The organism is Streptomyces sp. YIM 121038 (genome assembly GCF_006088715.1).
Classification (GTDB): Bacteria; Actinomycetota; Actinomycetes; order Streptomycetales; family Streptomycetaceae; genus Streptomyces.
Genome location: NZ_CP030771.1, coordinates 10043336 through 10067783, shown reverse-complemented (window position 1 = coordinate 10067783; position 24448 = coordinate 10043336). Strand labels below are relative to the sequence as shown.

General features: G+C 75.4%; 19 protein-coding genes. 12 read left to right on the top strand and 7 right to left on the bottom strand.

What is annotated here, in order from left to right; translation table 11 throughout:
- Window positions 1-18 precede the first annotated feature (18 nt).
- Window positions 19-495, top strand: coding sequence for a (2Fe-2S)-binding protein (locus tag C9F11_RS42450; protein ID WP_138957317.1), 477 nt, complete (start codon window positions 19-21; stop codon window positions 493-495).
- Between the two features lie 462 nt (window positions 496-957).
- Window positions 958-1713: a helix-turn-helix domain-containing protein gene (locus C9F11_RS42445; protein ID WP_138957318.1), complete on the top strand. Its 756-nt coding sequence runs from the start codon at window positions 958-960 to the stop codon at window positions 1711-1713.
- Window positions 1714-1735: 22 nt separating this feature from the next.
- Here the strand turns inward: C9F11_RS42445 and C9F11_RS42440 are convergent, their stop codons facing one another.
- The 7 genes from C9F11_RS42440 to C9F11_RS42410 form a co-directional block, all read right to left on the bottom strand.
- Complete coding sequence (locus C9F11_RS42440) at window positions 1736-2521, bottom strand: SDR family oxidoreductase (RefSeq protein ID WP_138957319.1); 786 nt, start codon at window positions 2519-2521, stop codon at window positions 1736-1738.
- A gap of 174 nt (window positions 2522-2695) precedes the next feature.
- The gene (locus C9F11_RS42435; protein WP_138957320.1) at window positions 2696-4165 is read right to left on the bottom strand and encodes a lyase family protein; all 1470 of its coding nucleotides are present in this window, start codon (window positions 4163-4165) and stop codon (window positions 2696-2698) included.
- 130 nt (window positions 4166-4295) lie between these two features.
- Window positions 4296-5831, bottom strand: a complete 1536-nt coding sequence (locus tag C9F11_RS42430; RefSeq protein ID WP_138957321.1) for an FAD-binding oxidoreductase — start codon at window positions 5829-5831, stop codon at window positions 4296-4298.
- A 119-nt stretch (window positions 5832-5950) separates the two neighbouring features.
- Window positions 5951-6949, bottom strand: a complete 999-nt coding sequence (locus C9F11_RS42425) for an aldo/keto reductase (RefSeq protein WP_138957322.1) — start codon at window positions 6947-6949, stop codon at window positions 5951-5953.
- 125 nt (window positions 6950-7074) lie between these two features.
- Entirely contained in the window at window positions 7075-8229 is a 1155-nt protein-coding gene (locus C9F11_RS42420) for an FAD-dependent monooxygenase (RefSeq protein WP_138957323.1), read from the bottom strand.
- Complete coding sequence (locus C9F11_RS42415) at window positions 8226-8804, bottom strand: hypothetical protein (RefSeq protein WP_138957324.1); 579 nt, start codon at window positions 8802-8804, stop codon at window positions 8226-8228. Before C9F11_RS42415 ends, C9F11_RS42420 begins: the two co-directional genes overlap by 4 nt.
- Window positions 8805-8896: 92 nt before the next feature.
- Complete coding sequence (locus tag C9F11_RS42410; protein ID WP_138957325.1) at window positions 8897-9379, bottom strand: carboxymuconolactone decarboxylase family protein; 483 nt, start codon at window positions 9377-9379, stop codon at window positions 8897-8899.
- Between the two features lie 785 nt (window positions 9380-10164).
- Here C9F11_RS42410 and C9F11_RS42405 point away from each other — a divergent pair.
- The 10 genes from C9F11_RS42405 (at window position 10165) to C9F11_RS42355 (ending at window position 24394) form a co-directional block, all read left to right on the top strand.
- Window positions 10165-11247 (top strand): AMP-binding protein, encoded by a 1083-nt coding sequence (locus tag C9F11_RS42405; protein ID WP_138957326.1) that lies wholly within the window; start codon window positions 10165-10167, stop codon window positions 11245-11247.
- Window positions 11247-12638, top strand: a complete 1392-nt coding sequence (locus C9F11_RS42400) for an aldehyde dehydrogenase family protein (protein WP_138957327.1) — start codon at window positions 11247-11249, stop codon at window positions 12636-12638. The genes C9F11_RS42405 and C9F11_RS42400 overlap by 1 nt, the downstream gene beginning before the upstream one ends.
- 164 nt (window positions 12639-12802) lie before the next feature.
- Complete coding sequence (locus C9F11_RS42390; RefSeq protein WP_138957329.1) at window positions 12803-14149, top strand: 3-deoxy-7-phosphoheptulonate synthase; 1347 nt, start codon at window positions 12803-12805, stop codon at window positions 14147-14149.
- Between the two features lie 43 nt (window positions 14150-14192).
- A complete protein-coding gene (pabB, locus tag C9F11_RS42385; protein ID WP_138957330.1) occupies window positions 14193-16355 on the top strand; it encodes an aminodeoxychorismate synthase component I in 2163 nt (720 codons plus the stop codon).
- A gap of 88 nt (window positions 16356-16443) precedes the next feature.
- Entirely contained in the window at window positions 16444-17916 is a 1473-nt protein-coding gene (locus C9F11_RS42380; protein WP_138957331.1) for an AMP-binding protein, read from the top strand.
- A gap of 64 nt (window positions 17917-17980) precedes the next feature.
- Entirely contained in the window at window positions 17981-19573 is a 1593-nt protein-coding gene (locus tag C9F11_RS42375; RefSeq protein ID WP_138957332.1) for an AMP-binding protein, read from the top strand.
- A 61-nt stretch (window positions 19574-19634) separates the two neighbouring features.
- Window positions 19635-20864 carry an FAD-dependent oxidoreductase gene (locus tag C9F11_RS42370; RefSeq protein WP_138957333.1) on the top strand — a complete coding sequence of 410 codons (1230 nt, stop codon included), beginning with the start codon at window positions 19635-19637 and terminating at the stop codon, window positions 20862-20864.
- 6 nt (window positions 20865-20870) lie between these two features.
- Window positions 20871-21680, top strand: a complete 810-nt coding sequence (locus C9F11_RS42365; RefSeq protein ID WP_212767778.1) for an aminotransferase class IV — start codon at window positions 20871-20873, stop codon at window positions 21678-21680.
- 76 nt (window positions 21681-21756) lie between these two features.
- Window positions 21757-23754 (top strand): FAD/NAD(P)-binding protein, encoded by a 1998-nt coding sequence (locus C9F11_RS42360; RefSeq protein ID WP_138957334.1) that lies wholly within the window; start codon window positions 21757-21759, stop codon window positions 23752-23754.
- A 97-nt stretch (window positions 23755-23851) separates the two neighbouring features.
- Complete coding sequence (locus C9F11_RS42355) at window positions 23852-24394, top strand: MarR family transcriptional regulator (protein WP_138957335.1); 543 nt, start codon at window positions 23852-23854, stop codon at window positions 24392-24394.
- Window positions 24395-24448: the final 54 nt, after the last annotated feature.

Below are 24448 nucleotides of genomic sequence, written 5' to 3'. Positions count from 1 at the left end.
CCACACCGAGGAGTTGCCGTGCCCGAGCACACGTTCCGTCTCAACGGCGAGCAGGTCACCGTCGAAGCCGCCGATGACGAGCGGCTGTTGTGGGTGCTGCGCGACCTGCTGGGCGTGACCGGGCCGAAGTACGGCTGCGGCATCAACGTCTGCAAGGCCTGCACCAGCCACCTCAACGGCAAGGCGGCCAACCCCTGCGCCATCCCGGTCAAGGACCTCGCCCCCGACGACGAGGTCACCACCATCGAGGGCCTGGCCGCCACCGTGGACGCCGAGCTGCACCCGATGCAGCAGGCCTGGCTGGAGCAGGACGTGGCCCAGTGCGGCTACTGCCAGCCCGGCCAGATCATGGCCGCCGTGGCCCTGGTGCGCCGCCTCGCCCAGGAGGGCCGCGCCGTCACCGACGCCGACCTGGACGGCATCCGCAACATCTGCCGCTGCGGTACGTACCCCCGCATCCGCGAGGCGATCCGGGCCGGCGCCGAGCGGATGTGAAGCATCCCCGCGGGCCTGCGGGGCGTGCCGGGCGCGGTGGCACCGGCGGGCCCGCGGCCGGTGTATGATCTTCACGTAACTCCGGTGCAGGGCACGGGAGTCACGCGTCTGTGGTCCAAGGAAAGACGTCCATCATCCGATGGGAAATGCAGGTGCAAGGCCTGCCGGGCGCTCCACACGAAGGCCCCCTCCGCCCGGAGGGGGCCTTCGCCGTTCCCGGGCGGGGCCGGGGGCTGCGGCGGTGTGTCACGGGGCCTTCAACGTACGGAAAACGCTATGTTGCGTTCATTTTCGGGTCAACGAATGAGGTGGCCCGTATGGGGTGGGTGCCCAGTTCAGCAGGGGGAAACTCTTGCAAAGGGCCTGCTGGTTAATGCAATGAGTGGCTGATTCATGCTTTGCAACGAGCTGTATCTGTACGCACACTGGCCACCGCACACCCAGCGCACGAGGTGACCATCCATGCCAGGAAACAGACTGACGCAGCAGGACCGCCGGCTCATCGCGGCGGGGATGGCCGACGGGCTTTCGTACACCGAGATCGCCAAACGCCTGCGGCGGCCGACGTCGACCGTCACCCGGGAGGTGATGCGCAACGGCGGCCCCCGCGAGTACCGGGCCGACCGCGCCCACCACGCGGCCGGGCGCCGGGCCCGGCGCGGCAGGCCCCCCGCCGCGGGCGCGGCGCAGCCCTCGGTGCCCGATGCCCAGGCCCACGGCTACGGCCGTGACGCCCAGGCGGTGCGCGACTTCGAGCAGCAGCTCGTGCGGCTCCTGGTCGGCATCGGCCTGCAGGGGATGGTCTCGCGGGTGCTCGCCTGCATCTGCGTCACCGACTCCGGCAGCGTCACCGCCGCCGACCTCGCGCGACGCCTGCACGTCAGCCCGGCCTCGGTCTCCAAGGCCATCAGCCAGCTGGAGCAGCAGGAGATCGTGCGCCGCGAGCGCGACGCGGGCCGCCGCCACGACCGGTACCTGATCGACGGCGACGTGATGCACCGCGCGATCCTGGGCAACCTGCGGCGCAACGCCGCCCTGGCGCAGACCGCGTACGAGGGCGCGGGCATCCTGGGCGCCGACACGCCCGCGGGGGCGCGGCTGCGGGGGATGGGCCTGCTGCTGGACCACGTCAGCCAGAGCATCATCCGCTCGATGCGGCAGTGGCGGGACCTGACCGCCCCCGTCCCCTCCCCCGCCGCCGCGGTGGAGCAGGAGTAACAGCGCGCCGCGGCGGGGTGGTTCACAGCTGGCGCAGGGCGCCGCCGTCCACCGCCCATTCGGCGCCGGTGACCTGCCCGGCCAGGGGCGAGAGCAGATAGGCGATGACGCGGGCGACGTCGTCGGGGGTGCCGATGCGGCCGGTGGGCAGGCGGCGCACCTCGCGCACGAAGTGGTCGACGGCTTCCTCGCGGGGGCGCTGGAAGCGGGCGGCGAGCTGGTCGGCGAAGCCGCCGGGGGCGTCGAACAGGGCGGTGCGGGTGGGGCCGGGCGAGACGACGTTGGAGCGCACCCCGCGGGGGCCGAACTCCGCGGCCAGGGTCATGGAGACCGACAGCAGCGCGGTCTTGGCGGCGGCGTAGTCGACGACGGGGGCGTCGGGGAAGCGGGCGGCCTCGCTGGCGACGTGGACGATGCTGCCCGCCCCGCGCTCCAGCAGGGCGGGCAGGGCGGCCCGGCTCATGCGCACCGCGGAGTGGAAGTTCAGCGCGAAGCTGTGCAGCCACTGCTCGTCGCTCACGTCCAGGAAGCCGGTGCGCGAGGTGAGGCCGCCGACGTTGTTCACCAGGCCGTCCAGGTGCCGGTGGCGCTCCAGGACGGCCTCCAGGAGGCGGGCGGGGGCGTCGGGGTCGGTGACGTCGGCGGCCAGGCAGTCGACGGCCGGGCCCGGGGCGGTGATCGTGTGGGGGGTGCGGGCGACGGTGACGACCTGTGCGCCCTCGGCGGCCAGCAGCCGGGCGGTGGCCTCGCCGATCCCGGCGGAGGCTCCGGTGACCAGGAAGACCTTGTCCTTCAGGTGCAGTTCCACGACAGAGGTGTCCGGTTCCTTGACGTAAAAAGGGGGGGCCACCGCGCGCGTCCCCGGCGGATCGGGGGGCGGGCGCGGTGCGGAGACCTCAGGCTAGGGCCGGGCGGGGCGGGCGCGGGGCCCGTGGGGGGTGACTGCGCTCGATCGGGTGTGGGTGGATCACCTGTCGGTCGTTCAGGTGTCCGCCCGCCGGGGCAGTGCCCGGTCCACCAGCGGGGCGGCGGCGCCGGTGTAGTGGGCGGGGTCCAGCAGCGGGGCGATCAGGGCGCGGTGGGCGGCCAGTTCGGGCCGGGCGGCCAGGACCTCGGCCAGCGGGCGCCCGGTGCGGGCGGCCTCGTCGGAGGCCTGGGACAGCAGCGCCTTGGCGCGGGCGCGGCCCAGCGGCGCGCTCAGGGCGGCGGCGAGGCGTTCGGCCAGCATGCGGCCCTGGGTCAGGCCGGTGTTGTGGCGCATCCGCTCGGGGTCGGTGCGCAGGCCCTCGGCGAGGGCCGCCGCGGTGTGGGCGGCGCCGCCGACCAGGCGCAGCGCCTCGCGCAGCGGCTGCCATTCGGCGTGCCAGGCCCCGGCCGAGCGCTCGTCCTCCGAGAGCAGGCAGTGGAAGAGGGTGGCGGCCAGGGCGGGCACCTGCAGGGCGGTGCTGCGGATCAGGGTGGACAGCACGGGGTTGCGTTTGTGGGGCATCGCCGAGGAGCTGCCGCGGCCGGGCCGGGTGGGTTCGGTGACCTCGCCGATCTCGGTGCGGGTGAGGGTCTGGACGTCGATGGCGAACTTGCCCAGCGCGCCCGCGGTGAAGGCCAGGACGGCGGCGGTGTCCGCGATGGGGGTGCGCAGGCTGTGCCAGGGCAGGTCGGGGGTGGCCAGGCCGGTCTCGGTGGCGAAGGCCAGGGTGAGGTCCTCGGTGTAGGAGGCGGGGTCGGCGGCGGCGGTGGCGTGTTCGAGGTAGCCGGCCAGGGTGCCCGCGGCGCCGCCCAGGGAGACGGGCAGGCCGCCGTCGAGGAGGCGGTCCAGGCGGGTGAGGGCGTCCTGGACGAGCTGGCGCCAGCTGGCGGCCTTCAGGCCGAAGGTGGTGGGCAGGGCGTGCAGGGCCAGGGTGCGGGCGGTGGCCAGGGTGTCGCGGTGGGTGCGGGCCAGGCGGGCCAGGGCCTGGGCGGTGCGGTGCAGGTCGGCGCGGATCAGGCGCAGCGCGTGCGCGGTGACCAGCATGGTGGCGGTGTCGAGGATGTCCTGGCTGGTGGAGCCGCGGTGGACGTGTTCGGCGGCCGCGGGGTCCAGGGCGGCGACCTCGCGGGTGAACTCCTTGACCAGCGGCACGACCGGGTTGGCGCTCTCGCGTGCGGCCAGGGCCAGCAGGCGCGCCTCGATGCGGGTGGTGGCGGCGGCCCGGGTGATGACGGCGGCCGCCGGGGCGGGGATGGTGCCCAGGCTCGCCTGGGCGCGGGCCAGGGCGGCCTCGGCCGCCAGCATCGCGTGCAGCCAGGCCTGGTCGGTGACGGCTTCCTCGGCCGGGACGCCCGCGCGGACGGGGGCCAGCAGGCCGGTGTCCTGGGCGGGCGCGCCCGCACCGGTGCCGGTGCCGGGTGCGGGGTGGCCGCTGCCGGGCAGGGGCGGGGCGGGGGCCGGGGCGGGCCCGCTGGGTTCGGGCATGGGAGCACCTCGCTGGGCGGGACGGGCACAGGGCGGCGGTAGGGGGCCGGGGCCCGCCCCCGGCGGCGGGGGGGGCGGGCGTCCGGCGGGTCCCGCCGCCCGGCGGGCCGGGGCGGCGGGAGGGGCGGGGTCAGGGGGTGATGGCCTGGGGGAAGCGGAAGAAGCCGTGCGGGTCGTAGCGGCGCTTGACCTGGGTGAGGCGCGGCAGGTTGGTGCCGTAGTAGGCCTGGGCGAAGTCGGCGAGCTTGGGGTCGGGGTAGTTGACGTAGGCGCGGCCGTTGGAGTGCGGGTCGACGGCGGCGAAACAGCCGTCGACCCAGTCCTGTGCGGCCTTCTCCTGTGCCGCGGTGGGCTGCGGTGTGCTCAGGTCGATGCCGCACACGCAGGTGAACTCCGCGTCGCGGTGGACGTAGGCGGTGGCGTCGGAGGCGACGTGGTTGGCGTTGCCGCCCAGGGCCATCAGGCTGATGACGCGGGTCTGCCCGGCGCTGCGGGCCGCTTCGAAGGCGCTCAGCAGATCGCCCAGGCCGCCGGCGGGCAGCGGGCGGCTGAACATGCGGCCGCGGTTCTTGGTGTAGGTGGTGCGCGGCAGGCTCGCGCCGGTGCCGCTGGTGTGGCACTGGGGGGTGGTGAGGGTGGCGCAGCCGAAGCGCTGCATCATCGCCTTGTCGTAGGGCAGTTCCTCGCTGACGCGGGAGGCGGGCGCGCTGCCGACCAGGGAGACCAGCTGGTCCAGGGAGGTCTTCAGGGGGCCGGCGGTGCCCAGGTAGGCGCCGGTGACCATGGCGGTGGGCACGGCGCCGGGGCGGGCGTCGGGCAGCAGCAGGACGGCGTCGGGGGCCACTTCGGGGGCGGCGTTGCGGGCCCACTGCTGGTAGCCCACCAGCATGTCCTGGGCCTTGGCCCAGTCCCAGGTGAGGGTGAAGGTGGTGGCCACGGGCACCTGGGTGGGGGCCAGTTCGAGGTCGGTGATGACGCCGAAGTTGCCGCCGCCGCCCCCGCGCAGCGCCCACAGCAGGTCGGGGTTCTGCTTGGCGGACGTGGTGACGACGCGGCCGTCGGCCAGGACGACCTGGGCGCCGACCAGGCGGTCGCTGGCGGGCCCGTACTTGCGGTGCTGCCAGCCGTGGCCGCCGCCGCTCACGAAGCCGCCGGGGCACACCGTGGGGCAGAAGCCGCCGGGCACGGCCAGGCCGTGGGCGGCCAGCTGGGCGACGACGTCGACCATCTGGGTGGCGGGCCCGACGTGGACGGTGGAGCCGCTGGTGCGCACCGAGTTGAGGCGGGTGAGGTTGATGACCAGGCCCTGGGTGGTGGACCAGCCGGTGAAGCTGTGGCCGCCGCTGCGGATCGCGGTGTGGATGTCGTTGTCCTGGGCGAAGCGGATGCAGGTGGCCACGTCGGTGGCGTTCTCGCAGTAGGCGACGGCCTGCGGGCGCAGGTGGTCGAACTGGGCGGAGGCCAGCTGCCGGGCGCGGTCGTAGCGGCTGTCGCCGGGCAGGACGAGGTCGCCCTGGAGGGCCGCGCACAGCTGTCCCCAGTTGGTGCGGGGCCCGCGCGGCGGCCGGGGCCGTGCCTGGGCCAGGGGTGAGCCGACCAGGAGTGTGCTGGAGGAGGCGAGGGCGATACCCGCGCCGGCGCCCAGGAGGGCCCTTCTGGTGGGCATGGTGTTCCCTTTCGTGACGGTGTGCGGGGTGCTTGAGGTGGCGGGCCCGTACGGGCGTTGCGTACGGGGTACGGATCGTGGCGTGGCGTACGGGGTACGGGGCGTGGCGTGGCGGGTGGTCAGGGGGTGTGGGGGGCGAGGTAGCGCATCTGGTCGGCCGGGTAGCGGTCGCCGCGGGCCGCGTCGGGAGGGATGGCCTCCTCGATGCGGGTGAGCTCCTCGGGGCTGAGGGGGGTGTCCAGGGCGCCGAGGGCCTCGGCCAGGCGCTCGCGGGTGCGGGCGCCGATCAGGGGCACGATGTCGGGGCCCTTGGCCAGGGCCCAGGCGATGGCGGTCTGGGCGACGGTGGTGCCGCGCTCCTTGGCCAGGGCGCGCACGGTCTCGACGAGGTCGAGGTTGTACTCGGCGTTGGCGCCGGTGTAGCGGGGGGTGTGGCCGCGGACGTCGTCGGGGGTGAAGGCGCGGCCCCGGGGCCAGTTGTCGCTGATCAGGCCGCGGGCCAGGACGCCGTAGGCGGTGGTGGCGATGCCCAGTTCGCGGCAGACCGGCAGGATGTGGGCCTCGATGCCGCGGCCCAGCAGGGAGTACTCGATCTGCAGGTCGGCGATGGGGGCGGTGGCCGCGGCCCGGCGGATGCTGTCGCAGCCGGCTTCGGACAGGCCGATGTGGCGCACGTATCCGGCGCTCACGGCTTCGCTGATGGCGCCGACGGTCTCCTCGATGGGGACCTGGGGGTCGCAGCGGGCGATGCGGTAGACGTCGATGTGGTCGGTGTCCAGGCGCTGCAGGGAGTAGGCCAGGGAGGTGTGGACGGCCTCCGGGCGGCCGTCGTAGCCCAGGAAGGTGCCGTCGGGGCGGCGCAGGGCGCCGAACTTCACGCTCAGCTGGACCTCGTCGCGGCGGTGGTGGCGCAGGGCGTCGCGGATGAGCAGTTCGTTGTGGCCCATGCCGTAGAAGTCGCCGGTGTCCAGGAGGGTGATGCCCGCTTCGAGGGCGGCGTGGACGGTGGCCAGGGACTCGTCGCGGTCGGCGGGGCCGTACAGGGCGGACATGCCCATGCAGCCCAGGCCCAGGGCGGACACCTGGGGGCCGGTGGTGCCAAGAGCGCGGTGGAGCACGGGGGTTCTCCTTGGCGGGTCGGTTGCGGCACAGCGTGGTGTGCTCGCGGGTGGGGGGCAACACGCAGGGGGTTACTGTGGCAAGTCGCTCAACTCGGCTGTGGGGGCCGGGTGGTGAGGGGGCGTCAGTAGTGGACGGTGTGCAGGGGCGGGCCGAAGGGGGCGCGGTCCAGCCAGCGGCCCGCGCGGGCGACGCGGGGGGCGAGCAGGGCGGCGGCGTGCTGGGTGGTGCGCCGCAGGGGCCGGGCGGCCTGGAGGTGGGCCAGGGCGCTCGCGGCGGCGCGGACGTTGGCGTGGGCCGCGGCGCGCCGGGCGCGGGCGCAGCCGGCCAGGGCCTGGGGGGTGGCTTCGGCGATGGCGCGGGCGGCGGCGACGGCGTCGGCGATGCCGGAGTTCATGCCGCGCGCGCCGAAGGGGGGCAGCAGGTGGGCCGCCTCGCCGGCCAGGAGCACGCGGTGGTGGGGGTCGGTGAAGCGGGCGGCGACTTTCTGGTGGAAGCGGTAGGCGGAGGACCAGGACAGGTCGTCGGGGCGGGCGCCGGGCAGCAGGTCGGGCAGCCAGCGGGCGGCGGTGGCGGCCCAGGTGGCGGCTTCCTGGCCGTCGCGGCACTGGACGTCGACGCGCCAGCCGCCGGCGAAGGGCACGAGCAGCACGTTGCGGCCGCCGGCGGCGGGGTGGCGGTAGTGGAAGACGCGGGCGGGGGTGAGGCCACCGGCCTCGCCGGTCAGGTCGGCCACGGCGAAGCCGGTGGGAGCTGTCGTGCCTTTCAGGGGGATGCCCAGGCGGGTGCGCAGGGTGGAGCGGGCGCCGTCGGCGGCGATGACGTAGCGGGTGCGGTGGCAGTAGCCGCCCGCGGTGATGAGTTCCGCGGCGCGCGGGGTGGTGCGGATGTCGGTGACGGGCTGGTCCCAGCAGATCTCGGCGCCCGCCCGGTGGCAGGCGGTGCGCAGCAGGTCCTCCACCACCGTCTGGGGCAGGCTGGTGAAGGGGATGCGGTCGGCGGGGCCGTGGTAGGTGCGGGTGTGGACGGGCCGGCCGCGCCACAGGGTGCGCCGGGTGCGCCAGACCAGGCCCTCGTGGGCGATGGTGCGGCCCAGGCCGGGGTCGATCGCATCGAGCAGGTCCAGGGTGGCGCGGTGCACGAAGATGGCGCGGCTGCCGGGGCGCGGGCGGTGTTCGGGGTGGGCTTCCAGGACGGTGACGGGCAGGCGGTGGTGGCGGGCGGCCAGGGCCGCGGCCAGGCCCACCGGGCCGGCGCCGACGACGGTGACCTCGCTCATGAGGCCGCCGCGGGCTCGAGGTGCGCGGCGGGGCGCAGGCGGGCCGGGGCGATGGCGGGGTGGAACAACTCCTCCACGTAGAAGGGCTGTTCGTCGTCGACGTGTACGACGTAGCCGCGCCAGGCGGCGGTGGTGGCCAGGGGGCGCCACGGGGAGCAGCCCACGCGCAGCAGGCGGCGGCACTGGGGCAGGCGGTGCTCGGCCAGGGCCCGCCCCAGCGGGACGGTGGTGCTGGTGAGGATGGTGCACAGGTCGGCGCGGCGGGGCACGGGGCCCATGACGAGGTTGCGGGAGACGGCCGCGTGGGCGTGGTGGCGCAGTTCGGTGCGGCGCACCAGCCAGGGCTCGTCGGCGCGCAGGCCCAGCAGGGGCAGCAGGTGGGCGGCTTCCATGCCGGTGCGCCGCACCCGCTGGGCCACCAGGCGCAGGGCCAGCGGCGCGCCCAGGTGGTGTTCGAGCAGCGCGGTGGTGGAGCCGCGGTGGGTGAGCAGGCGCCGGGTGAAGGGGTCGGCGAACTGCTGGGCGCGCAGCAGGGCGGGCTGTTCGGCGGGGTGGCAGGGGGTGCGGCGGGTCATCTGCGGCCCTTTTCAGCGCGGGTGCCGCCCGGCGCGGCCGGGGCCGGGGCCGGGAGCGCCGGCGGCACGGTGGGAGTGCGCGGTCAGGGGTGTCACGCCTTGGGGGTGTAGTTGCCGGGCACCATGCGGGTGGAGATGGCGATGCGGTTGTAGGCGTTGATCACCGCGGCGGCCCAGATGAGCTGGGCGACTTCGGCCTCGCTGAACTCCTTGAGGGCCGCCTGGTAGACGTGCTCGGGCACGTGGTCGGTGTGGATGACGGTCACGGCTTCGGTCAGGGCCAGGGCGGCGCGTTCGCGGGCGGTGAAGAAGGGGGTCTCCTCCCAGGCGCTGAGGGCGTACAGGCGCTGTTCGCGCTCGCCTGCGGCGCGGGCGTCCAGGGTGTGCATGTCGATGCAGAAGGCGCAGCCGTTGATCTGCGAGGCGCGGATCTTGACGAGTTCGAGCAGGGAGTGCTCGAGTCCCGCTTCCTGGGCGGCTTTCTCCGCGGTGGCGTGCAGGCGTCCCATGGCGGAGTAGACCTGGGGGGCCAGCTCGGACAGCTTCAGGCGGGGGAAGGACTCGGCAGTGGTCATGCCCTGCACGGTAGGAAGGGTTCCGGTGGCGGGGGAAGCGCGACTTCCCACTGTCGCAGCCATTGGCCGGGGGCGGCCCGGGGCCGGGGGTGCGGCCGCGCCGCCGCCGGGCTCCGCGCCCGTGCCGGGTCCCCTGCCCCGCCGCCGGGGTGCGGCCGTGCTGCCGCCGGGCTGGTGTGCCGGCGTTGCCGGGGTGTGACCTCCTCGCCCCCGGGGTGCTGGCGCGCTGGCACCGGGAGGCCTCGCCGTAGCCGGGCGGTGGCCGGGCTGCCGCCGGGGCTTCGTCGTCATCGGGTCGCCTCTCTGCCCGCGTGGCACCGGTCGCCGCCGGGGGCTGTCATCGCCGGGCTTCGACGGCTGTGCGGCCGTTCCGCCGGGCCGCTGCCGACGGGCCGTCATGGTGAGGCCGCCGGGCTGCCACTGACGGTCCATCAGGCGACGGGCACCTCCCCACCACCCCGCCCCACTCCGGGGCCTCCGCCCCCGCCCGCCTACCCCAAGAAGCTTTTCCGAAAGAAGCCAGACCCGTGGAGTCCACCCGCCCTTCGCCGGTCTCGCGTTGCTGAATCACCGTATTTGTAGGGGTTGTTGGGGATTCACTGATGCCCAATTCGCTGCGCATCGCGGCTGACTCTTGACATCAAGAAAGCTTTTCTGAAAGCTATTTATGGGTGCTCCCCCCGCCCGGTACCTCCCTGCCCGCGATGCCCGCCCAGGCCTGAGCGCGCCACCGGCTCAGGCCTGCCCCGTTTCCACCCCACCCTGACGAATTGGGCTGACACACCATGACCGAACTGCTCCCGCACGCCCCCCTGGTCCCCCTGGACACCGATGCCGACGCCCATCTGCGCCGGACGCTGCGCTGGCACTTCGGTGCCGCGACCGGCTCGCCGTTCTGGCTGCGCATCGCCCCCACGCTGGACTTCGACCCGGTCCGTGACATCCAGGGCCTGTCCGACCTGCACCGCTTCCCCGACGTCAGCGACCAGCTGCGCACCGTGGCCGTGGAGGACCTGATCCCGGCCGGGCACACCGGGGCGCCCTTCGAGGTCTTCGAGTCCGGCGGCACCCTGGGCGCGCCCAAGCGCGTCGTCGACAGCGTCTCGCGCGGCCTGAACGTCGACTGGGTCAGCACCGTCCTTGACGCCCACGGCTTCCCCGCCACCGGCAACTGGCTGCACGTGGGCCCCACCGGGCCGCACGTGGTCGGGCGCACCATCCGCCATCTGGCGCAGCGCCGCGGCGGGGTGGCCTTCACCGTCGACTTCGACCCGCGCTGGGTCAAGCGCCTGCTGGGCTCGGGCCGCACCGACCTGGCCGGCGAGTACCGCGCGTACCTGCTGGACCAGGTCGAACTGATCGTGCAGTCCCAGGACATCAAGGTCTTGTTCATCACCCCGCCGGTCCTGGAGGCGCTGGTGGGCCGCCGTGATCTGTACGAACGCCTGGCCGCGGGCCTGGAGGGCATCGTGTGGGCGGGCACGAGCATCAGCGCGGAGTCGCTGCGCCAGATCGAGGAGACGTTCTTCCCGCGGGCGCGGATCGCCGCGATCTACGGCAACACCCTGATGGGCATCGCCCCGCAGCGCCCGCGCCTGGACGGCGATATGCACCCGGCCGTCTTCCGCCCCTTCTTCCCCCAGTCCGTGGTCGAGCTCGTCGACGGCCACGGCGCGCCGGTGGCCTACGGCGAGCGCGGCCAGGTGCGCGTGCACCTGCTCAGCCGCGACATGTTCCTGCCCAACGTGCTGGAGCGCGACACCGCGATCCGGGTGCGCCCCGCGCCCGGCGACAGCGTCGACGGGCTCGCCGACATCGCCCCGCTGCCCTCCCAGGGCGGCGCCCGCGTCATCGAGGGGGTCTACTGATGCACGCCCCCGCCCCCGCCGCCGTCGAGGAGCTCGCCCCTGCCGTGCGGCTCAACCCGGTCATCGCCGGACGGGAGGTCGACAGCCGCGACCGGGCCGAACTGACGGGCGTGGACGGCCAGGTGGTCGCCGAGATCGGCCTCGCCCCCCGGCTGCTGGCCCAGGCCGCCGTGCACGAGCTGCGCGCCCACGCAGGAGCCGGCGCGCCCGGGGCCGAGGTGTTCGCCGCCGCCGGGGAGCTGTTCGCCACCGCCTCCCTGGACGGCGAGAGCCCCCAGGAGTACCAGCGGCGGGTGGCGCTGGCCACCGGCTCCCCGCGCGGCACCGTCGAGCGCGCCACCGCCGGCATCCGCTCGGCCCTGGCCCGCATCGAGGAGCTCAACGCCGCCGAACTGCCCGCCCCCTTCGCCGAGGGCGCCTTCGCCCGCCACTGGGTGCCGCGCGGCCGGGTCCTGGCCGTCATCGTGCCCAACAACCACCCCGAGCCCAACGTCACCTGGGTGCGCGCCCTCTCCCTGGGCTACAGCGTGCTGCTGCGCCCCGGCAGCAAGGACCCCTTCACCCCCCGCCGGCTGACCGCGGCACTGCTGAAGGCCGGGCTGCCCGCGCACCGGCTCGCCTTCCTGCCCGGCGGCCACGACCTGGGCGACCACCTGCTGGACCAGGCCGACCTGGGCATCGTCTACGGCGGCCCGGACGCGGCCGCCCGCTACGGCAACCGGCGCGACATCCTGGTGCGCGGCCCCGGCCGCAGCAAGGCCCTGGTGGACGCCGACAGCGCCGCCGCCCTGCCCGCGAGCCTCACCTCGTGGATCGCCGACGACGGCGGCGTGCGCTGCAACAACATCTCCGCCGTCCTGACCAGCGGTGACGTCAGCGCCCTCGCGGACGCCCTGGCCGAGCGCCTGGCCGCGCCGGCGCCGCTGCCCGTCACCTCGGCACACGCCCTGCTGCCCGCCACCACCCGGGCCAACGCCGAGGCCCTTGGCCCCTATCTGGCCGGGCTCGCCGCCCAGGGCACCGACCACTCCAGCGCCCGCTACCCGCAGGGGCCGCTGACCGCCCTGGACGACACCAGCGTCGTGATGCGCCCGCTGGTGATCTCCGTGGACGACCCGCACCACCCCCTGGTCGGCACCGAACTGCCCTTCCCCTTCGTCGTCGTCGCCCCCTGGGACGAGACGCACGGCACCGCCCCCCTGCGCAACTCCCTGGTGGTCAGCCTGACCGGCCGCCACACCCACCTGGCCGAGCAGCTCCTGCACGAGCCGAGCGTCCGCAAGGTCACCACCGGGGACGTCCGGCCCTGGCTCTCGCGCCCCGAACTGCCCCACGACGGCAGCCTCGCCGGATTCCTCCTGGAACCCAAAGCCCTCATCCGCCCCGCCTGACCCCCTGCCCCGCCCGAGTCCTTGTCCGCACCGGCCGGTGCGCCCGCCCCGCCCGGGGGCGCACCGGCCCCCACCCCAGCACCACCGCCCCGCCCGCCCGCCCCGCCCGCCCGCCGTTTCGCGGCGCACCCCGGTGCCCGCCCCGCCTTCGAAAGAGATTCGCCATGCCCCTGGCCGCACCCGCTCCCCCGGCCCGCACCGCCACCCTGACCGCGCCGCCCTGGCGCGGCCTGCCCGCCGCCCAGCAGCCGCCGTGGCCCGACCCGGCCGCCGTCGCCGACGTCGCCGGGGAGCTGGCCCGCCTTCCCGCACTGACCGCCGCCGCCGACGTGCGCCAGGTCGGCGCGGCGCTCGCCGACGTCAGCGCACACCAGGCCTTCCTGCTGCAGGCCGGTGACTGCGCCGAGCCCACCGGCGCCATGGGCGTGGCCGCCCTGCAGGGCAAGCACCGCGTCCTGGGCGAGATGGGCGAGATCATCAGCAACCGCCTGGACGTGCCCACCATGACGGTGGGCCGCATCGCCGGGCAGTACGCCAAGCCGCGCTCCAAGCCCGAGGAGATCGTCGGCGGCCGCGCCCTGCCCGTCTTCCGCGGCCTGAACGTCAACGCCCCCGACGCCGACCCGACCGCCCGCATCCCCGACCCGCGGCGCCTGCTGGCCGGCTACCACAGCGCCCGCGCCCTGCTCAGCGAGCTGCACATCATCGCCCACCGCGCCGCCTCCGACCTCACCCCGCTGTCGGCCGCCAGCATCAGCACCCGCCGCCCGCGCTCCTGGGACGGCACCCTGCGCGCCGTCCTGGACGACTACGGCCGCACCCACCGCACCGAGGAGGGCTGGCGCCGCACCGGCCTGTGGACCAGCCACGAGGCCCTGCTGCTCGACTACGAGGAGCCCTTCGTGCGCCGGGACGCGCGCACCGGCGAGGACTACCTGCTCTCCACCCACCTGCCCTGGGTGGGCGACCGCACCCGCCAGGTGGACGGCGCCCACATCGCGCTGCTGGCCCACATCGCCAACCCCGTCGCCGTCAAGATCGGCCCCGGCATCAGCCGCGGCGACCTGATCGCCCTGTGCCACCGGCTCGACCCGCACCGCCGCCCCGGCCGCCTGACCCTCATCGCCCGCCTGGGCGCGGCCGACGTGCGCCGGCTGCTGCCGGAGATGATCCGTACCGTCGCCGAGGCCGGCCACCAGGTGGTGTGGGCGTGCGACCCCATGCACGGCAACACCTTCACCGCCGCCACCGGCCACAAGACCCGGCACATGGACGACATCGTCGCCGAGACGAGCGCGTTCATCGAGATCCTGCACCGCGCCGGCCAGTGGCCCGGCGGCCTGCACCTGGAGGTCGCGGGCGACCGCGTCACCGAGTGCCTGGGCGCCGGCGGCCCGCGCAACGAGCAGGGCCTGGCCCGCGCCTACCGCACCCTGTGCGACCCGCGCCTGAACGACGACCAGGCCCGCCTGCTGGCCCAGACCGCCGCCGACCTGATCGCCCGCGGCTGACCCGCCCCCGCCCCTCTGCCAGCCCGCGCCCGACGGAGCCGTGATGAAGACCCTCCTGATCGACAACTACGACTCGTACACCTACAACCTCTTCCAGCTCATCGCCGAGGTCAACGGCGAGGAGCCCGACGTGGTCACCAACGACGCCCCCGGCGCCGCCGACCTCGACCTCAGCGCCTACGACAACGTCGTGATCTCCCCCGGCCCCGGCCACCCCGGCCGCGCCGAGGACTTCGGCGCCAGCGCCCGCATCATCGAACGCGCGGCCATCCCCGTGCTCGGCGTGTGCCTGGGCCACCAGGGCATCGCCGCCGCCGCGGGCGCGGTCATCGCCCGCGCCCCCCAGGCCCGCCACGGCTACCTCAGCCGCATCACCCACACCGCGCAGGAGGTGTTCGCCGACCTGCCGCAGGACTTCACCGCCGTGCGCTACCACTCCCTGGCCATCGCCGAGCCCCTGCCCGCCGCCCTGGAGGCCACCGCCTGGGCCGAGGACGGCGTGATCATGGCCGTGCGGCACCGCGAACGGCCGCTGTGGGGCGTGCAGTTCCACCCCGAGTCGGTCTCCACCCAGTACGGCCACCAGATGCTCGCCAACTTCCGCGACCTGACCCTGGCCCACCAGGCCCGCCACCCCGAGGCCGCCGCCCGCCCCGCCCCCGCGCCGCGCCCCGAGGCCGCCGCGCCCGCCCCCCGGACCGCCGCCCCCGCCCCGGCGCCCTACCAGCTGCACCTGCGCATCCTGGAAAAGGAGATCGACACCGAGACCGCCTTCACCCACCTGTACGGCGCCGCGAAGGCCCCGGTGTTCTGGCTCGACAGCGCCCTGGCCGAGGCCGGGCGGGCCCGGTTCTCCTTCTTCGGCGACGCCGCCGGGCCGCTGGCGGAGACCGTGCGCTACCGCACCGGCCAGGGCCACGTCGAGGTCACCCGCACCGGCCGGGCCACCGAGCAGGTGCCCGGCACCGTCTTCGACTACCTGCAAAGCGAACTGCGCCACCGTCAGACCAGCGCCCCCCACCTGCCCTTCGACTTCACCGGCGGCTACGTCGGCTACTTCGGCTACGAGCTCAAGGGCGACCTGGGCGCCACCAACAAGCACCGCGCCCCCACCCCCGACGCCGTCTGGCTCTTCGCCGACCGCTTCATCGCCGTCGACCACCACGACGGCACCACCTATCTGGCCGCCCTCAGCGCCACCGGGCAGCCGGGCGGGCCCGGCGGCGCCGAGGACGCCGTGCGCTGGCTGGAGTCGACCGCCGCCGCCCTGCTGGCCCTGCCCCCGCGCACGGCCACCACCGCCGAGCCCAGCACCGCCCCCGTCGAGCCCTGGCTCGTCCACGACGCCGACGCCTACGCCGCCCGCATCGCCGACATCCACCAGCAGCTGCGCGCCGGCGAGAGCTACGAGGTCTGCCTCACCAACGCCGCCTGGGCCCCCGCCGGCGGCAGCGGCCTGGACTTCTACCGCACCCTGCGCCACGTCAACCCCGCCCCCTACGCCTCCTATCTGCGCCTGGGCGAGGACGTGGAGATCGCCGGCTCCTCCCCCGAGCGCTTCTTGACCATCGACCGCGCCGGCACCATCGAGACCAAACCCATCAAGGGCACCGTCCCGCGCAGCGACGACGCGCGCGAGGACCGGCGGCTGCGCGACTCCCTGACCGACAGCGCCAAGACCCGCGCCGAGAACCTCATGATCGTCGACCTGCTCCGCAACGACCTCGGCCGGGTCAGCAAGGTCGGCAGCGTGCACGTGCCCCGCCTGATGGCCACCGAGAGCTACCGCACCGTCCACCAGCTCGTCTCCACCATCCGCGGCACCCTGCGCGAGGACACCGACGCCATCGACGCGGTGCGCGCCTGCTTCCCCGGCGGCTCCATGACCGGCGCCCCCAAGCGCCGCACCATGGAGATCATCGAGTCCCTGGAGACCGAGGCCCGCGGCGTGTACTCCGGCTCCATCGGCTGGCTGTCCACCAACGGCACCGCCGACCTGAACATCGTCATCCGCACCGCCGTGCGCATCGGCGACCAGTGGCGCATCGGCGCCGGCGGCGCCATCGTCCTGGACTCCGACGCCGACGACGAGTACCAGGAAATGCTCCTGAAGGCCGCCGCCCCGCTGCGCGCCCTGCACCCCGCCACCGCCACCGCCGCCGCCGTCCAGGAGGCCCAGGCCGCGGAGGTGCCCGCCACGGTCTGAGCCCGCCACGCCCCCGCGGGGGGCCACGGCCCCGCGCCGCGCGCCCTGGCCCCCACCCCCCTTTGCGCAGAACAGGACCCCTCCCGCCATGAACATGGCCGCAGACCTCGCCCGCCGGGCCGCCCGCAACCGATGGCTCGACCGGCCCGCCTACCACGAGAACGACCTCACCCTCACCCACGGCCGCCTCCACCAGCTCGCCGCCCGGGCCGCCACCGTCCTGGCCGACGCCGGCGCCCGCCCCGGCACCCGCGTCCTGCTCGCCCTGCCCGACGGCATCGCCTGGGTCACCGCGTTCCTGGCCACCGCCCGCCTGGGCGCCGTCGCCGTCCTGGCCAACCCCCACCTGGCCGCCGGCGACCACGCCCACATCGTGCGCGACGCCCGCCCCCGCCTGGCCCTGGCCCCCACCGCCCTGGCCCCCCGCTTCACCGCCCTGGCCCACCTCACCGGCGCCCAGCTCCTGCACCGCGCCGCCGCCCAGCCCCCCGCCCCGCCCGCCGAGAACGACCCCGCCCACACCCTCTACATCCAGTACACCTCCGGCACCACCGGCGCCCCCAAAGGCGTCATCCACCGCCACCGCGACCCCGCCCACTACTACACCGGCGCCGGCGCCCAGCTCCTGGACATCGGCGAGGACGACGTCAACCTGTCGGTGTCCAAACTGTTCTTCGCCTACGGCCTGGGCAACTCCCTGGCCTTCCCCCTGTACTCCGGCGGCTCCGCCGTCCTGCTGCCCGGCCCGCCCCGCCCCGCGGCCATCGCCGACCTGGCCGCCCGCCACCACGTCACCCACCTGCACGCGGTCCCCTCCGCCTACGCCGCCCTGAGTGCCCACAGCGACCCGGCCGCCTTCGGTGCCCTGCGCGCCGCCGTCTCCGCCGGCGAACGCCTCAGCCCCGCCCTGGCCGCCCGCGTCAGCGCCCACCTGGACGCCCCCGTCCTGGACCAGCTCGGCTCCACCGAAGCCGGCCACGCCTTCGCCTCCAACAGCCTCACCCGCCACACCCCCGGCACCGTCGGCACCCCCGCCCCCGGCTTCGAACTCCAGCTGCGCGACCGCGACCTGAAACCCGTGGCCGACGGCACCGAAGGCGAACTGTGGGTCCGCGGACCCACCGTCATGCCCCGCTACCTGAACCGGCCGAAGGAAACCGCCCGCACCCTCATCGACGGCTGGCTGGCCACCCGCGACCGCGCCGTGCGCAACCCCGACGGCACCTACACCCACCACGGCCGCACCGACGATCTGGAAATGGTCGGCGGCATCACCATCTCCCCCGCCGAAGTCGAAGAAGTCCTGGCCGCCCACCCCGCCGTCCGCGACGTCGCCGTCGCCTCCCTGCCCAACACCGAAGGCGCCACCAAACTGCGCGCCTTCGTCGTCCCCCACCGCGGCGAGCACACCAGCGGCCTGGAAGCCGAACTGACCGCCCTGGCCCGCGCCCGCCTGGCCCCCTTCAAAGTGCCGCGCAGCGTGCAGTTCGTCGACTCCCTGCCCCGCACCGCCACCGGCAAGCTCCAGCGCTTCCTGATCCGCACCGCCCCCGCCCGCTGACCACCCCCGCCCAGACCCGCGCCCCGGGCCGGCCGCCCGCGGCCGCCACGAAAGGACACCCCTCATGCCCAGGCTCACCCTGCCCGAAAAGGCCTTCTACCTCGGCCTGCTGTGGGAGAAGGCCGCCGACAAGCACGGCGACGTGCCCGTCACCCTCGACCAGCCCCTGGCCACCTTCCCCCACGCCGGCACCGACCTGACCTACCGCCGCGTCGCCGACCTCGTCGACGACCTCGCCGCCCGGCTGTGGCACGTGGGCATCCGCCCCACCGAACGCGTCGCCATCCACAAGGACGACAACTTCGACATCGCCCTGCTGGCCGCCGCCACCGCCCGCATCGGCGCCGTGCCCGTGGTCCTGTCCGCCGCCCTGAGCCCCGACGTCGTCGCCCAGCTCCTTCAGCGCCTGGCCCAGCCGTGGCTCATCAGCGACGCCGCCAAACTCTCCGGCCCCCTGCAGGAGACCGACCTCACCGCGCTGGTACGCGACACCGTCCTGGCCGGCACCACCGCCCACGCCTCCCTTCGCCTGCTCGCCGACATCACCGACGCCCCCCGCCGCGAACCGGTGCGCCTGCACCGCCGCCAGACCGCCCTGATCACCCACAGCTCCGGCACCACCGGCGTCAACAAGCTCATGGTCCACAACGCCCGCGCCCTCTTCCACCGGCTGCTGCCCCAGCAGCTCATCGCCTGGCCCATCCGCAAGAAGGAGACCGTCGCCCTGGCCATGAGCTACGTCCACTCCCGCTTCTACCACTCCCTGGGCGTCTTCCTGAACTACGGCAACCCGCTGGTCATCCTCACCGACCCCGACCCCGACACCGTCGGCCCCATCTTCACCCGCACCCGCCCCGGCCTGGTCGAGACCCACCCCAACAACTTCATCCAGTGGGAAGACCTCGCCGACGCCCCCGGCGCCCCCCTGTCCAGCGTCCGCTACTACAGCAGCACCTTCGACGCCATCCACCCGCGCACCATCCAGCGCCTGCTCGCCGCCTCCCGCCGCCGGCGCCCCCTGCTCGTCCAGCTCTACGGCCAGAGCGAGACCGGCCCCATCTCCGGCGCCTGGTACACCCGCAAGAGCGCCGCCAGGAACGACGGCCGCGACGTCGGCTTCGTCCTGCCCGGCTTCATCCGGCTGCGGGCCGTCGACGACAACGGCCGCCGCCTGCCCCGCGGCCAGGCCGGCCACCTCGAACTGCGCGGCCGCGGCACGATCATGACCTACCTCGGCGAGGACGAACGCTACGAGAAGCAGCGCCACGACGGCTGGTGGCGCCTGGGCGACATGGGCTCCCTGCACCGCGGCGGCAAACTCCGCCTCATCGACCGCGAGATCGACCAGATCGACACCATCGACAGCAACCTCGAACTCGAAGACGTCCTGATGTCCCGCCTGGACGAACTCCTGGAAGTCATCATCGTGCCCGGCACCGACCACACCCCCGTGCCCGTGGTCTGCACCCGCCGCGACGCCCCCCTGGACGAAGAGCGCTGGCGCACCGCCACCGCCGGCCTGCCCGCCCTGGCCGCCCCCCTGCACTGGCCCTTCGCCGACGTGCCGCGCACCTCCACCTGGAAGGTCCGCCGCGTGGAGATCACCCGCATGCTCCACGACGGCCAGAGCCCCGCCGCCCCCGCCAACGCCACCTGACACACCGCCCCTTCACCTCCCGCACCCGCCCCGCCCGCACCGTTTCGTGGAAGGACCCACCATGGCACCCCCCTCGCCCCAGCCCGCACCCCACCCCGTCCTGGTGGTCGGCGCGGGCCCGGTCGGACTCGCCGCGGCCCTGGCCCTGCGCCACCACCGCATCCCCGTCACCGTCATCGAAGCCGACCCCGCCGACCGCCGGCGGCCCGGCAGCCGCGCCCTGTTCGTCCACCGCGACACCCTGGCCCTGCTCGCCACCATCAGCCCCGGCCTGGACCAGACCCTCATCGACCACGGCGTCATCTGGCCCACCCGCCGCACCGTCTACCGCGACCGCGACGTCTTCACCCGCACCTACCCCGCCAAGCCCGCCGCCGGCGGCCTGCCGCCCTTCACCAGCCTGCGCCAGGTCGAGACCGAAAAGCACCTGCTGCGCGCCTGCCACGCCGCCGGCGTCCGCTTCCTGTGGGACTCCCCCGTCACCGGCACCGAACCCGGCCCCGAGGGCGTACGGGTGTTCACCGCCGACGGCACCGTCCACCACGCCCGGTTCGTCATCGCCGCCGACGGCGCCCGCTCCGCCGTGCGCCACGCCCTGGGCATCCCCATGAGCGGCACCCGCTCCAAGGCCTTCCACGTCGTGGTCGACGTCGCCGAGGACCCCACCGACCCCCTGCCCCTGGAACGCGTGTTCACCTACGAACACCCCGCCCTGGACGGCCGCAGCGTGATGCGGGTGCCCTTCGCCGGCGGCTTCCAGCTCGACCTGCAGTGCAAGGACGGCGACGACCCCGAGCAGTGGGCCACCGAGGAGGCCGCCCGCGCCTGGGTGGCCCGCGTGGTGCCCCCCGCCTACGCCGAGCGCCTGCTGTGGGTCTCGCGCTACCACTTCCTGCAGGTCGTCGCCGACTCCTTCACCGACCCCGCCCACCGGGTGATGCTGGTGGGCGAGGCCTCGCACCTGTTCCCGCCGTTCGGGGCCCGCGGCATGAACAGCGGCATCGCCGACTCGGTGGCCGCCGCCGAGGCCGTCGCCCAGGCCCTGGCCGGCGGCGAACACACCGCCGCCGTCGGCGCGTTCGCCCACGCCCGCCGCGAGGCGGCCCTGTTCAACTCCCGCGCGGCCGGCACCGCCCTGGCCCACCTGCGCCCGCGCCACCGCAGGACCCGGCTGCTGCAGCAGTTCTCCGCCCGCATGGCCCCGCTGGTGCCCGCCTGGGGCGAGTGGCTGGAGCGCGCCCCCTACGGGCCGCGCACCGCACCGGCCACCGCCGTGCACGGAAGGTACTGAAGCGCCGTGCCCCACCAGCCCACGGCCTGGTTCGCCTGGCGGCCCGGCTCCCACCTGGCCCCCGCCGACGCGCCCCGCGCCCCGCTCCTGGCCGCCGACTCCTTCCTCGTCCAGGACGGCCGGGCCCGGTTCCTGGCCGGGCACCGGGCCCGCTTCCAGGCCGCCTGCCGGGCCGCGGGCGCCGGCCCCGGCCTGGACGTGGCGGGCTTCCTGGACCAGGCGGCGGACCGGCTGCCGCGCACCGGCGCCTGGTTCCCGCGCATCGAACTCCTCGGCGGCCACCGGCCGGTCCTGGGCCTGCGCCTGCGGCCCGCCCCCGCCCGCACCACCCAGGTGCGCCTGAGTCCCTGGTACGGGCCCGACCCGCGCACCTGCCCGCGCCGCAAGGGCCCCGACCTGGACGCCCTGGCCGCCCTGCGCGCCCACGCCCGCGAGAAGGGCGCCGACGACTACCTGCTGACCGCCCCCGGCGGCTGGGGCAGCGAAGCCACCTCCGCCACCCTGCTGTGGTGGGACGGCGAGCAACTGTGCCTGCCCGCACCCCGCCTGCCCGTCCTGCCCGGCATCACCGCCGCCTGGATCACCGCCCGCGCCACCCGCCTCGGCGTGCCCCTGGCCCCCCGCCCGGCCCGCCCGGCCGACCTGAGCGGACACGAGGTGTGGCTGGTCAACGCCCTGCACGGGATCCGGCCCGTGACCGCCTGGCCCCACACCCCCTACCGGGCCGGACCCGCCCCGCGCGCCGCCGCCTGGCAGCAGGCCTGGCAGGACGCCGCCCGCCCCCTGCCCGCCCCGCAGCCGGCCGCCCGCCCCTGAACCACCACCCGCCCCCGCCACCCCCGGTGCCGCCCCCGCGCCGCCCTTTCCGCCCGCCCAAGGAGAGCTTTCTGCCATGAACAGCCGCCCCCTGACCCTGGCCATCGTCGGCGCCGGCCCCCGAGGCCTGTCCGTCCTGGAGCGGACCCTCGCCGGCGCCCGCACCCTGGCCACCCGCCCGCTGACCGTGCACGTCATCGACCCCTTCCCGCCCGGCGCGGGCGCCGTGTGGCGCACCGACCAGCCCGCCCACCTGCTGATGAACACCGTCGCCTCCCAGGTGACCGTCTTCACCGACGCCTCGGTGCGCATGAAGGGGCCGCTGGTGCACGGCCCGAGCCTGTACCAGTGGGCGCGCTCCCTGCCGCGCTCGCGCACCGTCCACCCCGCCTGGGTGCTGGAGCAGGCCCGCACCCTGCGCCCCGACGCCTACCCCACCCGCGCCTTCTACGGCCACTACCTGCGCTGGGCGTTCGCCCACATCGTCTCCCGCGCCCCCGCCCACACCAGCGTGCGCACCCACGCCACCCGCGCCACCGCCCTGGAGGACACCGGGCCGCACCCGCACGGCCCGCAGACCCTGCGCCTGGCCGACGGCACCGTCCTGACCGGCCTGGACGCGGTGGTCCTCGCCCAGGGCCACACCCCGGTGCGCCCGACGGCCACCGAGAGCGGCCTGGCCGCCTACGCCGCCCGCCACCAGCTGCGCTACCTCGCCCCCGCCAACCCCGCCGACCTGGACCTGTCCGCCATCGCCCCGGGCGAGACGGTGCTGCTGCGCGGCCTGGGCCTGAACTTCTTCGACCACATGGCCCTGTTCACCCTCGGCCGCGGCGGCACCTTCCACCGCCGCCAGGGCCGCCTGGCCTACCGGCCCTCGGGCCGCGAACCGCACCTGGTGGCCGGCTCCCGGCGCGGCGTGCCCTACCACGCGCGCGGCGAGAACGAGAAGGGCGCCTTCGGCCGCCACACCCCCCGCCTGCTGACCGCCGAGCGCATCGCCCGCCTGCGCCGGCAACAGCCCCTGGACTTCGCCGCCCAGCTGTGGCCGCTGATCGCCACCGAGGTGGAGGCCGTCTACTACCGCACCCTGCTGGCCGCCGAAGGCCGCCCGCGCGCGGGCCGGGACCTGGCCGAGCGCTATCTGGCCGCCCCCTCCCCCCAGGCCCGCGCCTCCCTGCTGGACACCCACCACGTGGCCGCCGGCCGGCGCTGGGACTGGGAGCAGATCGCCAAGCCCTACAAGGAGACCTCCTTCACCGGCCCCGGCGACTTCACCGCCTGGCTCCTGGCCCATCTGCGGCGCGATGTGGACCAGGCCCGCCAGGGCAACCTCAGCGGGCCGGTCAAGGCCGCCCTGGACGTCCTGCGCGACTTACGCAACGAGATCCGCCAGGTCGTCGACCACGGCGGGCTGAGCGCCGACTCCCACCGCGAGGACCTCGAGCGCTGGTACACCCCGCTCAACGCCTACCTGTCCATCGGCCCGCCCGCCTCACGCATCGAGGAGATGGCCGCGCTGATCGAGGCCGGCGTGCTGGACGTGATCGGCCCCGAGGTGGACATCCGCCCGGCCCAGGGCCCCGACGGGCCCGTGTTCGCGGCCACCTCCGCGGCCGTGCCCGGGCGGCCGGTGACCGCGCGCACCCTCATCGAGGCCCGGCTGCCCGACGGCGACCTGCACCGCACCGCCGACCCGCTGCTGCGCCACCTGCTGGTGAGCGGGCAGGCCCGCCTGCACACCCTGACCGGCCCGCACGGCGACTACGAGACCGGCGGCCTGGCCGTCACCGCCCGCCCCTACCACCTCATCGACAGCGCCGGGCGCGCCCACCCGCGCCGCTTCGCCTACGGCGTGCCGACCGAGGCGGTGCACTGGGCGACCGCGGCGGGCATCCGCCCGGGAGTGGACTCCGTCATCCTGGGCGACGCCGACGCCATCGCCCGCAGCCTGCTGGCGCTGCCCGCGCACAGCACGCCCCCCGGCTACGGCGCCGCGCTCACCGGGCGCGCACCCCGGCCGGTCACCGACAGCGTCCCGCCGGTCATGGCCGCCGCCACCGGCCGCGAATAGCGCCGCGTTCCAGGACCCGCCCCCGATTGTCTACACTGCGCTGCCGCTCGGTGCCGCGCCTGGCGCCACCGAGCGGCCGGCACAGGAAGAGGTACTGATGGCCCAGACACCCCCGCCACCGTGCACCCCGGCGCACCTGGCCGCCCAGGCCACCCGCCTGGCGGCCGCCATGGACGCCGTCACCGACGCCGAAGCCGCCCAGCGGGGCCTGACCCGCGCCGACTTCGAGGTCCTGGCCGCCCTGCGCGGGGCCGGCGCGGCGCTCGGCTACCGGCTGCGGCCCGGTGAACTCGCCGAGCGCTGCCACCTGTCCTCCGGCGGCACCAGCAACATCATCCGCAGGATGGCCGAGTCCGGCTATGTGGTCCGCGAGGCCGACCTGCACGACGGGCGCGGCTCGTGGGCGCAGCTGACCGAGGAGGGGCGCCGGGTGGTGGACGCGGTGCGCCGGGCCGCGGACGCCGTCTACGGCGAGCTGCTGCGGGTGCTGCCCGGCGGCGCGGTGGACGCCCTGTCCGGGCTGATCTCCCTGGTGGCCGCCGCCCTGGAACAGGCCCCCGCCCCGGGGGCGGGCGGGGTGCCGGCCCCGGGGCGGGCCCGCAGGATCGTCCGGGCCCCGCGGCCCGCCCCCAGACGCTGAAACCCCCCTCTCCCGCGCCCGCCGCGCAAGGGGGGGGCGGGGGCCCGCGGGCGG

Coding starts and splice junctions, on each gene's coding strand:
- C9F11_RS42380 (WP_138957331.1), top strand. CDS start 16,444: ATGAACATGGCCGCAGACCTCGCCCGCCGGGCCGCCCGCAACCGATGG.
- C9F11_RS42400 (WP_138957327.1), top strand. CDS start 11,247: ATGCACGCCCCCGCCCCCGCCGCCGTCGAGGAGCTCGCCCCTGCCGTG.
- C9F11_RS42355 (WP_138957335.1), top strand. CDS start 23,852: ATGGCCCAGACACCCCCGCCACCGTGCACCCCGGCGCACCTGGCCGCC.
- C9F11_RS42375 (WP_138957332.1), top strand. CDS start 17,981: ATGCCCAGGCTCACCCTGCCCGAAAAGGCCTTCTACCTCGGCCTGCTG.
- C9F11_RS42390 (WP_138957329.1), top strand. CDS start 12,803: ATGCCCCTGGCCGCACCCGCTCCCCCGGCCCGCACCGCCACCCTGACC.
- C9F11_RS42415 (WP_138957324.1), bottom strand. CDS start 8,804: ATGACCCGCCGCACCCCCTGCCACCCCGCCGAACAGCCCGCCCTGCTG.
- C9F11_RS42405 (WP_138957326.1), top strand. CDS start 10,165: ATGACCGAACTGCTCCCGCACGCCCCCCTGGTCCCCCTGGACACCGAT.
- C9F11_RS42430 (WP_138957321.1), bottom strand. CDS start 5,831: ATGCCCACCAGAAGGGCCCTCCTGGGCGCCGGCGCGGGTATCGCCCTC.
- C9F11_RS42370 (WP_138957333.1), top strand. CDS start 19,635: ATGGCACCCCCCTCGCCCCAGCCCGCACCCCACCCCGTCCTGGTGGTC.
- C9F11_RS42410 (WP_138957325.1), bottom strand. CDS start 9,379: ATGACCACTGCCGAGTCCTTCCCCCGCCTGAAGCTGTCCGAGCTGGCC.
- C9F11_RS42435 (WP_138957320.1), bottom strand. CDS start 4,165: ATGCCCGAACCCAGCGGGCCCGCCCCGGCCCCCGCCCCGCCCCTGCCC.
- C9F11_RS42360 (WP_138957334.1), top strand. CDS start 21,757: ATGAACAGCCGCCCCCTGACCCTGGCCATCGTCGGCGCCGGCCCCCGA.
- pabB (WP_138957330.1), top strand. CDS start 14,193: ATGAAGACCCTCCTGATCGACAACTACGACTCGTACACCTACAACCTC.
- C9F11_RS42445 (WP_138957318.1), top strand. CDS start 958: ATGCCAGGAAACAGACTGACGCAGCAGGACCGCCGGCTCATCGCGGCG.
- C9F11_RS42420 (WP_138957323.1), bottom strand. CDS start 8,229: ATGAGCGAGGTCACCGTCGTCGGCGCCGGCCCGGTGGGCCTGGCCGCG.